Origin of the sequence: Paragemmobacter ruber, from assembly GCF_009908315.1 — a bacterium.
Classification (GTDB): domain Bacteria; phylum Pseudomonadota; class Alphaproteobacteria; order Rhodobacterales; family Rhodobacteraceae; genus Paragemmobacter; species Paragemmobacter ruber.
On the sequence record NZ_JAAATW010000003.1, the window covers coordinates 598,479 to 610,326 of the forward strand.

The window sequence follows — 11,848 nt, forward strand, 5'->3', positions numbered from 1 at the left end:
TGCCGTTGCACGGGTCAAAACGTCCTGCTCCGACATCGGCACACCCTTCCTTCGCAGATCATGGCCCAAATCACGGCAATGTCTTGTAGCCCGTCACCATGGATTTCGGAAGGTTCACCCCAAGCCTGCGGCTTTCCACCACCACCGCCAGCACATGCACGACCACCGAAATCTCGGCCCAGACCACCAGCATCTCATGCACCTCTTCCACCCAGCCCACGCCGAAGAACGTCACCGTGGTCATGGCATAGCCAGACGCCGCCAGCCCGGCCATCGTCAGGATCAGGTTCACGATCATCAGCGCACCCAGCGGCGAATGGCCCTCATGCACCCGGCGCCGCCCCGTCGCCATATCGGTCAGCTGCCCGACCACCGCTTCGGGGCGCGGCAGGAAACCGGCCAGACGCGCGTGCCGCGTCCCCACGATCCCCCAGATCAGCCGCAGCACGATCAGCCCGGCCACCGCATAACCCACCCAGCGATGCGCCGCCTTGCCATGCGCCGTCACAAAGATATTGGCCGCGAACCCCGCCACCAAGGACCAGTGGAACAGCCGCACCAGCGGATCCCACACCTTCACGACACGTGCCATCTTTCCGCTCCCTTCTGCATCAGAGGGGCGGCCGCATCACCGGCCGCCCCGCATGTATAGGCCGCGCGATCAGCCCTCTTCGCCTTCCTCATGCTCAACCTGCTTCAGGCTGGCATCGAACCACAGCTCCTCCATCTCGCCATCCTTGACGACATAGACCTCGATCAGCCCGTCCTCGGCCTTGAACTGGCGCACCTCATAGCCCTCGGCCTGCAGCTGCGCGGTCAGCGTGGCCTGCGCGGCGGCATCCACCTCGCCCTCCCCGGCAAAGGCGGCGGGCGCGGCGAGCGAAGCCGCGAACAGCGCGGCGGCAGTCAATGTACGGATCATTTCATCTGCTCCATCTGGTTTGGCCCGACGCAGCCCTGCCGCGCCGGATGCCCCCCATCTGCCCGCCGCAGCGCAGCGCCGCCATCCATCGCAGGTCTGGGATGGCCCCCACGCGGCCCATCTCATCCCAAAGGTGCAGATGCCCCCCACCCCCGATTGCGGCTTTCGGCCCGGGGGTCTATAGCGTTTTTTAACCATCAGGGGGCTAGGCTCCCCACGCGATCATTCAACGGGAGAGAACGCCATGGCAGGGTCGGTCAACAAGGTTATCATCATCGGCAATCTGGGCCGCGATCCTGAGGTGCGCAGCTTCCAGAACGGGGGCAAGGTGGTAAACCTGCGCATCGCCACCTCGGAAACGTGGCGTGACCGCAACTCGGGCGAACGCAAGGAACGCACCGAATGGCACTCCGTCGCCATCTTCAACGAGGCTTTGGCAAAGATCGCCGAACAGTATCTGCGCAAGGGATCGACCGTTTACATCGAAGGCGCGCTGGAAACCCGCAAATGGCAGGACCAGTCCGGTCAGGATCGCTACACCACCGAAATCGTGCTGCGCCCCTATAACGGCAACCTCACCCTGCTCGGTGGCCGTGGCGAAGGCGGCAGTGGCGGCGGTGCCTCGGGCGGCGGCGATTATGGCGGCTATGATGATTATCAGGGCGGCGGCGCCAGCAGCGGCGGTGGCGGCTACTCGGGCGGCGGGCGCAGCGGCGGCGGCGCCCCGGCGGGCGGGCGCAGCGACATGGATGACGAAATCCCGTTCTGATCGCGCGGCACCGCAGGGCGGAACCTGACATAACGGCAAGGGCGCCCCCCTCCTGGGGCACCCCGCTTCCTGCACTGGACCTTGGCCCGCAGATTCCCTATATAATTGCTCAACAAACCCATCCGGAACCGCCATGACCAGTGTGGAACAGATCGAAGGCGCCCCGCTCATCGCGCCTTCCAGCACCGACCATCCGCTGTACGATGATGTCGTCGAGGCGTGCCGTACGGTCTTCGACCCCGAAATTCCGGTCAACATCTTCGACCTCGGCCTTGTCTATACGATTGATATTTCGTCTGAAAACGATGTCGATATCACCATGACGCTCACCGCGCCCGGCTGCCCCGTCGCGGGCGAGATGCCGGGTTGGGTGGCCGATGCGGTGGAACCGCTCGCCGGGGTGAAATCGGTCAACGTCAAGATGACCTTCGATCCGCCCTGGGGCATGGACATGATGTCCGATGAGGCGCGGCTCGAACTGGGCTTCATGTAAGGCAAAAGATTTACCTTGCATTTTTGCCCTGCAAGCTTTTTCCTTTGCAAGTCACCCATGCAAGGAAATCCGCTTGCCAGACACTGCCGCCCTCCATGCCGTCATCACAGGCGATCTTGTCGCCTCCACCCGCCTGCCCGATGATCGGCGCGACCGCGCCGTGATGGCGCTGCAAGGCGCGGCAGAGGTTTGGGGGGATCTGCACTTCACCCGCTTCCGGGGCGATGGCTGGCAGGTCCTGATCCACCCCGCAGGCCGCGCCCTGCGCATCGCCCTGTCGCTTGCCGCCGCGCTCACCGCCGCCGATACGGGCCTTGCCACGCGGCTTGCCATCGGCTTCGGCCGCGCCACCCGCGTGACCCCGGGCGATCTGTCAGCAGCGACCGGGTCCGCCTTCCACCGTTCGGGCCGCGCGCTTGATGCGCTGCCGCGCGGGCGCCACTGGGGGATCGCCGCAGCACCCGGCCTGCCCGACTGGATCGCCGCCGCCATTCCCCTCGCGGAATGGCAGGCCGCAGGCTGGACCCGGGGGCAGGCCGCGGTGGTTGCGCAAGTCCTCCACCCGGACGCGTTGACGCAAGAGGAATGGGCCGCCCGCATGGGCCTCTCGCGGCAGGCCTGGGCGTCGCGTCTTGCAGGCTCTGGGATCACCGCATGGCTGCCGACCCTGCAGGTCTGGGAAGGCTGGAACGGCGCAGGCCTCACCGATGATTGAAACCCTCGCCGCCCTCGTCCTCGCCCATGTCGCGGCCGATTTCCTCCTCCAGCCTGACCGCATGGTGGCCGGGAAACGCAAACCCCTCTGGTTCGCCGCCCATATCGCCATCGTGCTGGCCACGGCCTGCGCCACCACCGGCACCCTGCACCCCGCGCTCCTTGCCCTTGCCTTTGCCCATGCGGTGATCGATGCGGGCAAGCTGGTCCTGCCCCGCCAGAACGCCGCCTCCTTCGCGCTGGATCAGGTGGCCCATGGCGCCACCCTGATCGCCACCGCCACTTTCCTGCCCGGCCTTTTCGCCAGTGGCCTCTGGTCCGCACAACCGGCCCTTCCCGCGCTCTTCGCCCTTGCCGCAGTCGCCATCTGGACGGTGCGCGCGGGCGGCCATGCCATCGGCCTCCTGATGGCGCCATGGACGGCGCTGATCCGGCTCGACGGGCTGCCCAATGGCGGCCGCGCCATCGGCCAGCTGGAGCGCGGGCTGATCTTCCTGATGATCCTCGGCGGCCTGCCCGAAGGCATCGGCTTCCTGATCGCCGCGAAATCCGTCCTGCGCTTCGGCACCGTGCGGGAAGAGGCGAAGCTGTCGGAATATGTCATCATCGGCACGCTCGCCTCCTTCGCCTGGGCGATGCTGGCGGCATATGCCACGCTTGCGGCCCTGCAGGCCCTGCCGCCTCTTGGAATTCCTGACTTTTCGCCTTAGGTTAGTGCAGACAAGGAGATCCCTCATGTTCGGCATCCCCGGCAAACAGGCCGTCACCCTCACCCCCGCCGCGATCCGGCAGATCACCCGGCTGATGGAAAAGCAGGGCAGCACCGGCCTGCGCATCGGCGTCAAGAAGGGCGGCTGTGCGGGCATGGAATACACCATGGATTATGTCAGCGACATCAACCCGATGGATGAGGTGATCGAACAGGACGGCGCCCGCGTGATGATCGCCCCCATGGCGCAGATGTTCCTCTTCGGAACCGAGATCGACTATCAGACCTCGCTCCTCGAATCCGGCTTCCGCTTCAACAACCCCAACGTGGCCGAGGCCTGCGGCTGCGGCGAGTCGATCAAGTTCAAGGATCAGCCCGCCGCCTGAGACGGCGCCAAATTTCTTCGAAGAAATTTGCAAAAATCTTCGAAGATTTTTGACCTCTGCGGCATCACCCGCAGCTTGGCCGCTCCGGCGCTTGCGCGCATACAGGTGTCTGCACCGTTTGCTGCACAAAACGCGGTACACCCCTTTTCCTTCAAACCCTTTCCCCGTAACGCTGTGCGCGCTTACACCACGGGAGGGGACAGATGCGCAAACTTGCCGCCGGAAACTGGAAGATGAACGGCACGCAGGCCGCCCTTGCCGAAGTCTCCGCCCTCGCCCAGGCCAATCCTGCGCCCGGCTGCGACGTGCTGCTCTGCCCCCCCGCCACCCTCATCGCCCGCATGGCCGATCTGGCGCGCGGCACGGCGATCCGGGTCGGCGGGCAGGATTGCCACGCAAAGGCCTCGGGCGCGCATACCGGGGATATCTCTGCCGAAATGCTCGTGGATTCAGGGGCTTCCCACGTCATCCTCGGCCACTCCGAACGCCGCACGGACCATGGCGAAACTGACGCGCAGGTCCATGCCAAGGCCGTGGCCGCGATCAAGGCGGGTCTGACCGCCATCATCTGCATCGGCGAGACCGAGGCCGAGCGGGACGCGGGCCGCACCCTGGATGTGGTCGGCACCCAGCTGCACGGCTCCGTTCCCGCCGATGCCACGGCGGCGCATCTGGTGATCGCCTATGAACCCGTCTGGGCCATCGGCACCGGCCGCACCCCCACGCTGGCCGAGATCGCGGATGTCCACGCCTTCCTCCGCGCCCGCCTCACCGCCCGCATCGGCGCGCAGGCGGCCAATGTCCCCCTGCTGTACGGCGGCTCTGTAAAACCTTCGAACGCCACGGAAATCTTCGCCATACCCCATGTCGATGGCGCGCTTGTGGGTGGCGCCAGCCTGAAGGCCGCCGATTTCGGCGCCATCATCGCCGCCCTCTCTGCCGCCTGAACGCGCCCTTTCACGTCGCCCCCGGAACAGCCTGCCGCCCCGGCAGGGCAGAAGCTGCGAGGATGATTCAGGACATTCGATGACAGCCCTTTCCCCCGCCCGTTCGCCGCTTTCGGCCAATCTGATCTGCATGGCCTCCATGCTGATCTGGGCCGCAGCCCTGCCCGCGGCCGAGGTGCTGATCCGCGCCGATCCCGCCCCCTTGCCCCCCATCCTTCTGAACGCCGGGCGCATGGTCATGGCGGCGGCCTTCCTGCTGCCGATCTGGTGGCTGGCAGAAGGGGCGCAAAGCCTGCGCCGCGCCAACTGGACACGCGGGATCATGGTGGGCAGCCTGCTTGCGCTGGGGGCGCTGTTTCTCGTCCTCGGCCAGACGCGGACCTCGGCGGTGATGGCGGCGGTGGTCTCTTCGGCCATGCCGCTGATCGGCATGACGCTCGAGGTGATCTTCGACGGGCGCAAGCTCACGCCCAACATCGCGCTCGGGCTGATCCTGTCGATCATCGGCGGCGTGCTTGCAGCGGGCAACTTCGACGGCGGCCTGTCCTTCGGCTTTGGCGCGCTGCTCTGCCTCGCCTCGGTCATCACCTTCACCCTCGCCTCGCGCTGGACCGTCACCGCGCTGCCCGGCCTCAGCCCCCTCGGCTCCACCAGCCTCACCGTCTGCGGCGCGGCGATCACCGGCACGGCCTTTGCGCTGGCCAGCCTCGCCTTCGGCCTGCCCGGCCCGAACCTTGAAGCCTTCGGCTGGACCGAATTCTCGGCGCTGGCCGTTTATGGCATCGGGGGCCTTGCGATCAGCCAGCTCCTCTGGATCATCGCCGTGGGCCGCCTCGGCATCGCCATGTCGGCCCTGCACATCAACCTCACGCCCTTCTATGTCATGGTGTTCATGCTCGCCCTCGGCGGAACGTGGAGCTGGGTGCAGGCGCTGGGCGCGGGCCTCGTCGCCATGGGCGTGCTGGTGGCGCAGGGCCTGATCGCCCTGCCCCGCCGCTGACAAGGCCCCACCCAACCGATGCAGACCCTCTCGCAATCCCCCACCGATCCGGCCTTCGTCCAGAACCCCTACCCCTTCTACGACAGCGCCCGCGCCACCGGCCCGTTCTTCCACTGGCAGGACTACGGCCTTCTCTGCACCCCGAACGCCGCCGCCGTGAACGGGATCCTGCGCGACCGCCGCTTCGGGCGCGAGGCCCCGGCCGAGCTTGCCCCCGCCATCCCCGATCACCTGCGCCCCTTCTACGCGGTCGAGGCGCATTCGATGCTGGAACTGGAACCGCCCCGCCACACCCGCCTGCGCGGGCTTGTGTTGCGCGCCTTCACCTCGCGCCGCATCGCGGCACTGGCGCCAGAGATCGCGCAGCTTTCCCATGACCTGATCGACGCGCTGCCATCGGGCGATATCGACCTGCTGCCAAGCTTCGCCCAGAAACTGCCCGTCATCATCATCGCCCGCCTGCTGGGCGTGCCGGAGGCGATGTCAGACGATCTCCTGCGCTGGTCCAACGCCATGGTCGCCATGTACATGGCCAACCGCACCGCGGCGATGGAAGACCGCGCCATCGCCGCCACCACCGATTTCGTGGATTTCCTGCGCGGCTACATCGCCGCTCGCCGCGCCGATCCGCGCGACGATCTGATCACCCACCTGATCGCGGCCGAAAGCGAAGGCGACCGGCTGACCACCGATGAACTGATCTCCACCTGCATCCTCTTGCTCAACGCCGGGCATGAGGCGACGGTCCACACCATCGGCAACGGCGTCAAGGCGCTGCTGGAAACGCACACATCCCCCACCGCCCTCGCCCCCGACCGCATCGAGGCAACGGTGGAAGAGATCCTGCGCTTCGACCCCGCGCTCCACCTCTTCACCCGCTGGGCTTACGAGGATGTCGATGTCATGGGCCACCGCTTCCGGCGCGGGGATCGCGTGGGGCTGCTGCTGGCCGCCGCGAACCGCGATCCGGGCGTCTGGGATCAGCCCAACCGCTTTCTTCCCGACCGCCCCGTCAAACCCCATGCCAGCTTCGGCGCGGGCCTGCATTTCTGCGTGGGCGCACCGCTTGCGCGGCTGGAATTGCAGGTGGCACTGCCCATCCTCTTTGCCCGCCTGCCGGGCCTGCGGCTTGCCGGGCGCCCGCGCTATGCCGACCTCTATCACTTCCACGGGCTGCAATCGCTGCGCCTGCACCGATAGGGGCGCCCCCGACTGCGCCTCAGACGGGCCCCGTCTCAGACGGGCAGCATCGTCGTGGCCTTGATCTCTTCCATGCTCAACAGCGCGGTTACGTTATAGATCCGCACCTCCGAAATCAGCGCCTGATAGAAGGTGTCATAGGCGCGGGCATTCTTCACCCGCACCTTCAGGATATAGTCGATGTCGCCGGCCAGACGGTGCGCCTCCAGCACTTCCGGCCGCTCGCGCAGCGCCTTCAGGAACCGCCGCTGCCAGTCTGCCTCATGCTCGCTCGTGCGGATCAGCACGAAGAAACAGGCCTCCAACCCCAGCGCCTCGGGGTCAAGGATCGCGATTTGCCGGGTGATGACGCCCGCCTCCTTCATCCGCCGGATGCGGTTCCAGACCGGAGTCTTGGAAGAGCCCACCTTGCGCGCGATCTCGTCCAGCGATTGCTCTGCATCGGCCTGCAACTCGGCAAGGATTTTCCTGTCCATATCGTCCAGCCGGACCGCCATTCGCGAATTCCCCCATTTGCCAGAAACACGTTCCATCAGGCGCCAGTATCGGAACGAATGTTCTTATCTGCAAGGGATACTGGCCCCAATCCGGGAAATAATCCTATATTCCTCCTATCTTTTGCCGGGACTCCCACCATGACCGACCTGCCCCAGATCGCCCCTGCACCCGTCGCCGTCACCTTTGTCGGCGCAGGTCCCGGTGCGGCCGCGCATCTGACGCTGGGCGCCTTCCGCGCGCTGCAGGCGGCCGATGTGGTGATCCATGACCGTCTGGTGGGGGCCGAGGTGCTGGCCCTCATCCCGCCGCATGTCGCGCGGATCGACGTCGGCAAAGAAGGTTTCGGTCCCTCCACCGCCCAGGCCACCATCAACGCCACCCTCGTTGCGCAGGCCATGACGGGTGCGCGCGTCGTGCGCCTCAAGGGGGGCGATTGCGGCATCTTCGCCCGGCTGGATGAAGAGATCGCCGCGCTCGATGCTGCGGGCCTGTCCTTCGCCATCCTGCCCGGCCTCACCTCTGCCACCGTTGCGGCGGCGGCGATCGGCCAGGGCCTCACGAAACGGGGCCGCAACCGCGCGCTGCGCATCGTCACCGGCCATGCGCTGGACGGCTTCGCCGAACAGGACTGGCGCGGCATGGCCCGCGCGGGCGAAGTGGCCGCGATCTACATGGGCAAGAAATCCGCCCGCTTCCTGCAAGGCCGCCTGATGATGCACGGCGCCGCCCCCGAAACACCCGTCACCGTGGTCGAGAACGTCTCGCGCGCCGATCAGCGCGTCCTTCCGGCCACGCTTGCCACCCTGCCTGACGCCGTGGCCTTGACGGACGGCCCCGCCGTCCTTCTCTACGGCATTGCCCCCCGTCGCGCCGCACAGGCGCTGACCGACCTGAAGGAAGCCACCGCATGAGCCGCCGCTTCACGCCCAAGATCGTGACCGCCAACCGCCTGCGCGAAGGCGATGTGGTCTACCTCACCGCCGATGACCGCTGGTCCCCGTTCCACCACGAGGCGGAACTGATCGAGGACGAGGCGCATGCCCAACTGCGCCTGCTGCATGCCACGGCGCAAAAGCTGGTGGTCGTGGGTGCCTATCTGGCCGATGCCAAACCCGGCCCCAACGGCCCCGAACCCACCCATTTCCGCGAAGAATTCCGCACCCGCGGACCTTCGAACTACAATCACGGCAAACAGGCCGATTACGCATGACCGGGGGCGGGCTGAACCCCGCCCCACCCAATCCGTCGCGCGGGGTGCACCCCGCCTCCCCCTAGGCAAGACCGATCCAAAGGCCGCACCGATGTACAGCTATTCCGAATTCGACGAAGCCTTCGTCCGCGCGCGCGTCGCCCAGTTCACCCAGCAGGTGGAACGTCGGCTGGACGGTTCGCTGACCGAAGAGGAATTCCGCCCTCTGCGCCTGATGAACGGCCTCTACCTCCAGCTTCACGCCTACATGCTGCGCGTGGCAATTCCCTATGGCACGATCAACCCGCGCCAGATGCGCCAGCTGGCCCATATCGCCCAGACATGGGACAAGGGCTATGGCCACTTCACCACTCGCCAGAACATCCAGTTCAACTGGCCGAAACTCGAAGACGTGCCCGCGATCCTGCAGGCCCTCGCCGATGTGGGCATGCACGCCATCCAGACCTCCGGCAATTGCGTGCGGAACGTCACCGCCGACCATTTCGCCGGTGCTGCGGCGGATGAAATCGAAGACCCCCGCCCCGTGGCCGAACTGCTGCGCCAATGGTCCACCGACCATCCGGAATTCCAGTTCCTGCCGCGCAAGTTCAAGATCGCCATCACCGGCGCGCCGCACGACCGCGCCGTCACGCGCGCCCATGACATCGGCCTGCGCATGGTCCGCAACGCCAAGGGCGAGCCGGGGTTTGAGGTGATCGTCGGCGGCGGCCTCGGCCGCACGCCCATGATCGGCCACACGGTGCGGGACTTCCTGCCCAAGGCCGACCTTCTGCCTTACGTCGAGGCCGTCCTCAGCGTCTACAACACGCTCGGCCGCCGCGACAACAAATACAAGGCGCGCATCAAGATCACCGTGCATGAGACAGGCAAGGAAGAGATCACCCGCCTGATCGAGGATCGCTTCGCCGAGTTGCGCCCCCTTTTCGGCGGCAACGACCAGAAACTTCTGGCCGAAATCGAAGAGGCCTTCGCCCCTCCCGCCTTCCGCAACGCGCCCACCGATGCCTATGACGCCTTCTACAAGGCTGACCCGACCTTCCGGTCCTGGGCCGATACCAACCTGACGGCCCATCGCAACGCCCAATATGCCATCGTCACCATCAGCCTGAAGGCCCATGGCGCCACCCCCGGCGACGCGACCGCCGATCAGATGCGCCTGATCGCCGATCTGGCCGAACGCTACGGCCATTCGGAAATCCGCATCAGCCACGAACAGAACGTCATCCTGCCCCATGTCCACAAATCCGACCTGCCCGCGCTCCATGCCGCGCTGGTGCAGGCCGGGCTCGGCACGGCAAATGTCGGCCTCATCTCCGATATCATCGCCTGCCCGGGGATGGATTACTGCTCCCTCGCCACCGCCCGCTCCATCCCGATCGCCCAGCAGATCGCCACCCGCTTCGATGAACTGAAACTGGAGCACGAGGTTGGCCCGCTGAAGATCAAGATCTCGGGCTGCATCAACGCCTGCGGCCATCACCATGTGGGCCATATCGGCATCCTCGGCCTCGACCGCGCCGGGGTGGAGAACTACCAGATCACGCTGGGCGGCGACGGCACCGAAACCGCCGCCATCGGCGAAAAGACCGGCCCTGGCTTCGCCTATGATGAAATCGTCCCGGCCATCGAACGCATCGTGCGCGCCTATCTCGACGTGCGGCAAAGCCCCGAGGAAACCTTCCTCGAATGCTTCCGCCGCACCGGGATCGACCCGTTCAAGGCCGCGCTCTATGATGGGGAAGGCGAGAAAGATGCCGCGTGACACTTCCACGCCCGAGGGGAACGTCGCCACCCGCGTCGCCCTCCTGAACGCACGCTACCGCCACCACGGCGCGACTGCGGTGCTGGAACATGCGCTCAAGGATGCCGATCTGGGCAAGGTGGCGCTCGTCTCCTCCTTCGGGGCGGAATCGGTGGTGCTTTTGCACCTCGTCTCCGTCATCGCGCCGGAAACCCCGGTCCTCTTCATCGACACGCGGATGCTGTTTCAGGAAACGCTCGATTATCAGCGTGAACTGGCCGAAAAACTCGCGCTTTGCGACATCCGCACGATCCGCGCCAACCCGTCCCGCGTAAATTTCGAAGATCCCGACGGCACGCTGCACCAGTTCAACACCGATGCCTGCTGCGCCGTCCGCAAGGTGGAACCCCTCGAACGCGCGCTGGCCGATTTCGACGGCTGGATCACGGGGCGCAAACGCTATCAGGGCGCGACCCGCGATCAGGTAGAGTTTTTCGAGGCCGAGGGCGAAACCCGCATCAAGGTCAATCCCCTCGCCCATTGGGGGCGCGAGGATCTTGAGGAATACATGGTCGAAAACCGCCTGCCCCGGCACCCGCTGGTAGCCAAGGGCTACCCCTCTATCGGCTGCGCGCCCTGCACCAGCCCGGTGAAACCGGGCGAAGACCCGCGCGCGGGCCGCTGGCGCGGCAGCCAGAAAACCGAATGCGGCATCCATTTCATCGACGGCAAGCCCGTCCGTACCCCCAAGGAGAACGCGGCATGACCGTGATCGTCACAGATACCGGCTTTGTGGGCGAAGACTGGAACGCCCCCATCGTGGCGCTGGCCGACATCGCCGCCCATCAGGGCGCGGTCGATCTGTCCCATACCGACGACCCGCAGGCGCTCAGCCCCCATCTTGCCGATCTCAAGCTGATCCGCGTGGCCTTCCCCGCCTTCAACGACGGCCGCGCCTTCACCATCGCCCGCCGCCTGCGCATGGCGGGCTTCACGGGCCGCCTGCGCGCCCTCGGCCCGGTGATCGCCGATCAATACGCCATGATCCGCCGCGTCGGCTTTGACGAGGTGGAAATCCCCGACGACCTCGCCGCCCGCCAGCCGGCCTCCCAATGGGCCTTCCGCGCCAATTGGCAGGATCACCATTATCAGGCCCGCCTGCGCGCCTGACCGGCCACACCCCTCCCCCTGCGACGCCCCGCGCTCTGGCGGCGCGGCGCACCCTGCCTTAAGGGACCCGCAACCATGACCGAACCGAG

General features: G+C 66.4%; 16 protein-coding genes. 13 read left to right on the forward strand and 3 right to left on the reverse strand.

Going from position 1 to position 11,848, the window contains the following annotated elements; all coding sequences use genetic code 11:
* Positions 1–70: 70 nt before the first annotated feature.
* Positions 71–592 carry a cytochrome b/b6 domain-containing protein gene (locus GU920_RS15130; protein ID WP_161767901.1) on the reverse strand — a complete coding sequence of 174 codons (522 nt, stop codon included), beginning with the start codon at positions 590–592 and terminating at the stop codon, positions 71–73.
* A gap of 69 nt (positions 593–661) precedes the next feature.
* Positions 662–922 (reverse strand): PepSY domain-containing protein, encoded by a 261-nt coding sequence (locus GU920_RS15135; protein ID WP_161767902.1) that lies wholly within the window; start codon positions 920–922, stop codon positions 662–664.
* Between the two features lie 244 nt (positions 923–1,166).
* Here GU920_RS15135 and ssb point away from each other — a divergent pair, with 244 nt between their 5' ends.
* The 8 genes from ssb (at position 1,167) to GU920_RS15175 (ending at position 7,140) form a co-directional block, all read left to right on the forward strand.
* On the forward strand, positions 1,167–1,691 hold the full coding sequence (ssb, locus tag GU920_RS15140; protein ID WP_161767903.1) for a single-stranded DNA-binding protein: 525 nt from the start codon (positions 1,167–1,169) through the stop codon (positions 1,689–1,691).
* Between the two features lie 133 nt (positions 1,692–1,824).
* Positions 1,825–2,184: an SUF system Fe-S cluster assembly protein gene (locus tag GU920_RS15145; RefSeq protein WP_161767904.1), complete on the forward strand. Its 360-nt coding sequence runs from the start codon at positions 1,825–1,827 to the stop codon at positions 2,182–2,184.
* A gap of 73 nt (positions 2,185–2,257) precedes the next feature.
* Positions 2,258–2,899 (forward strand): hypothetical protein, encoded by a 642-nt coding sequence (locus GU920_RS15150; protein WP_161767905.1) that lies wholly within the window; start codon positions 2,258–2,260, stop codon positions 2,897–2,899.
* A complete protein-coding gene (locus GU920_RS15155) occupies positions 2,892–3,608 on the forward strand; it encodes a DUF3307 domain-containing protein (protein WP_161767906.1) in 717 nt (238 codons plus the stop codon). The genes GU920_RS15150 and GU920_RS15155 overlap by 8 nt, the downstream gene beginning before the upstream one ends.
* 25 nt (positions 3,609–3,633) lie before the next feature.
* Entirely contained in the window at positions 3,634–3,993 is a 360-nt protein-coding gene (locus GU920_RS15160; protein WP_161767907.1) for a HesB/IscA family protein, read from the forward strand.
* Positions 3,994–4,196: 203 nt separating this feature from the next.
* On the forward strand, positions 4,197–4,940 hold the full coding sequence (gene tpiA / locus GU920_RS15165; protein WP_161767908.1) for a triose-phosphate isomerase: 744 nt from the start codon (positions 4,197–4,199) through the stop codon (positions 4,938–4,940).
* A gap of 79 nt (positions 4,941–5,019) precedes the next feature.
* Positions 5,020–5,940, forward strand: a complete 921-nt coding sequence (locus GU920_RS15170; RefSeq protein WP_161767909.1) for a DMT family transporter — start codon at positions 5,020–5,022, stop codon at positions 5,938–5,940.
* Positions 5,941–5,958: 18 nt separating this feature from the next.
* Entirely contained in the window at positions 5,959–7,140 is a 1,182-nt protein-coding gene (locus GU920_RS15175; RefSeq protein ID WP_161767910.1) for a cytochrome P450, read from the forward strand.
* A 35-nt stretch (positions 7,141–7,175) separates the two neighbouring features.
* Here GU920_RS15175 and GU920_RS15180 read toward each other — a convergent pair whose 3' ends face one another.
* Positions 7,176–7,637 carry an Lrp/AsnC family transcriptional regulator gene (locus GU920_RS15180; protein WP_161768118.1) on the reverse strand — a complete coding sequence of 154 codons (462 nt, stop codon included), beginning with the start codon at positions 7,635–7,637 and terminating at the stop codon, positions 7,176–7,178.
* A 138-nt stretch (positions 7,638–7,775) separates the two neighbouring features.
* Between GU920_RS15180 and cobA the strand changes: the two genes are divergently transcribed.
* The 5 genes from cobA to GU920_RS15205 all read left to right on the forward strand — a co-directional run bounded on the left by cobA (position 7,776) and on the right by GU920_RS15205 (position 11,759).
* Positions 7,776–8,549: a uroporphyrinogen-III C-methyltransferase gene (cobA, locus tag GU920_RS15185; RefSeq protein WP_161767911.1), complete on the forward strand. Its 774-nt coding sequence runs from the start codon at positions 7,776–7,778 to the stop codon at positions 8,547–8,549.
* The gene (locus GU920_RS15190; protein WP_161767912.1) at positions 8,546–8,848 is read left to right on the forward strand and encodes a DUF2849 domain-containing protein; all 303 of its coding nucleotides are present in this window, start codon (positions 8,546–8,548) and stop codon (positions 8,846–8,848) included. Before cobA ends, GU920_RS15190 begins: the two co-directional genes overlap by 4 nt.
* A gap of 91 nt (positions 8,849–8,939) precedes the next feature.
* Positions 8,940–10,610 carry a nitrite/sulfite reductase gene (locus GU920_RS15195; protein ID WP_161767913.1) on the forward strand — a complete coding sequence of 557 codons (1,671 nt, stop codon included), beginning with the start codon at positions 8,940–8,942 and terminating at the stop codon, positions 10,608–10,610.
* Entirely contained in the window at positions 10,600–11,355 is a 756-nt protein-coding gene (locus tag GU920_RS15200; protein ID WP_161767914.1) for a phosphoadenylyl-sulfate reductase, read from the forward strand. The genes GU920_RS15195 and GU920_RS15200 overlap by 11 nt, the downstream gene beginning before the upstream one ends.
* Positions 11,352–11,759, forward strand: a complete 408-nt coding sequence (locus tag GU920_RS15205) for a DUF934 domain-containing protein (RefSeq protein ID WP_161767915.1) — start codon at positions 11,352–11,354, stop codon at positions 11,757–11,759. The genes GU920_RS15200 and GU920_RS15205 overlap by 4 nt, the downstream gene beginning before the upstream one ends.
* Positions 11,760–11,848 lie beyond the last annotated feature (89 nt).

What these genes read in the sequence shown, in the direction of transcription:
- GU920_RS15130 (WP_161767901.1), bottom strand. Translation starts at nt 592, where the DNA reads ATGGCACGTGTCGTGAAGGTGTGGGATCCGCTGGTGCGGCTGTTCCAC.
- GU920_RS15135 (WP_161767902.1), bottom strand. Translation starts at nt 922, where the DNA reads ATGATCCGTACATTGACTGCCGCCGCGCTGTTCGCGGCTTCGCTCGCC.
- ssb (WP_161767903.1), top strand. Translation starts at nt 1,167, where the DNA reads ATGGCAGGGTCGGTCAACAAGGTTATCATCATCGGCAATCTGGGCCGC.
- GU920_RS15145 (WP_161767904.1), top strand. Translation starts at nt 1,825, where the DNA reads ATGACCAGTGTGGAACAGATCGAAGGCGCCCCGCTCATCGCGCCTTCC.
- GU920_RS15155 (WP_161767906.1), top strand. Translation starts at nt 2,892, where the DNA reads ATGATTGAAACCCTCGCCGCCCTCGTCCTCGCCCATGTCGCGGCCGAT.
- GU920_RS15160 (WP_161767907.1), top strand. Translation starts at nt 3,634, where the DNA reads ATGTTCGGCATCCCCGGCAAACAGGCCGTCACCCTCACCCCCGCCGCG.
- tpiA (WP_161767908.1), top strand. Translation starts at nt 4,197, where the DNA reads ATGCGCAAACTTGCCGCCGGAAACTGGAAGATGAACGGCACGCAGGCC.
- GU920_RS15170 (WP_161767909.1), top strand. Translation starts at nt 5,020, where the DNA reads ATGACAGCCCTTTCCCCCGCCCGTTCGCCGCTTTCGGCCAATCTGATC.
- GU920_RS15175 (WP_161767910.1), top strand. Translation starts at nt 5,959, where the DNA reads ATGCAGACCCTCTCGCAATCCCCCACCGATCCGGCCTTCGTCCAGAAC.
- GU920_RS15180 (WP_161768118.1), bottom strand. Translation starts at nt 7,637, where the DNA reads ATGGCGGTCCGGCTGGACGATATGGACAGGAAAATCCTTGCCGAGTTG.
- cobA (WP_161767911.1), top strand. Translation starts at nt 7,776, where the DNA reads ATGACCGACCTGCCCCAGATCGCCCCTGCACCCGTCGCCGTCACCTTT.
- GU920_RS15190 (WP_161767912.1), top strand. Translation starts at nt 8,546, where the DNA reads ATGAGCCGCCGCTTCACGCCCAAGATCGTGACCGCCAACCGCCTGCGC.
- GU920_RS15195 (WP_161767913.1), top strand. Translation starts at nt 8,940, where the DNA reads ATGTACAGCTATTCCGAATTCGACGAAGCCTTCGTCCGCGCGCGCGTC.
- GU920_RS15200 (WP_161767914.1), top strand. Translation starts at nt 10,600, where the DNA reads ATGCCGCGTGACACTTCCACGCCCGAGGGGAACGTCGCCACCCGCGTC.
- GU920_RS15205 (WP_161767915.1), top strand. Translation starts at nt 11,352, where the DNA reads ATGACCGTGATCGTCACAGATACCGGCTTTGTGGGCGAAGACTGGAAC.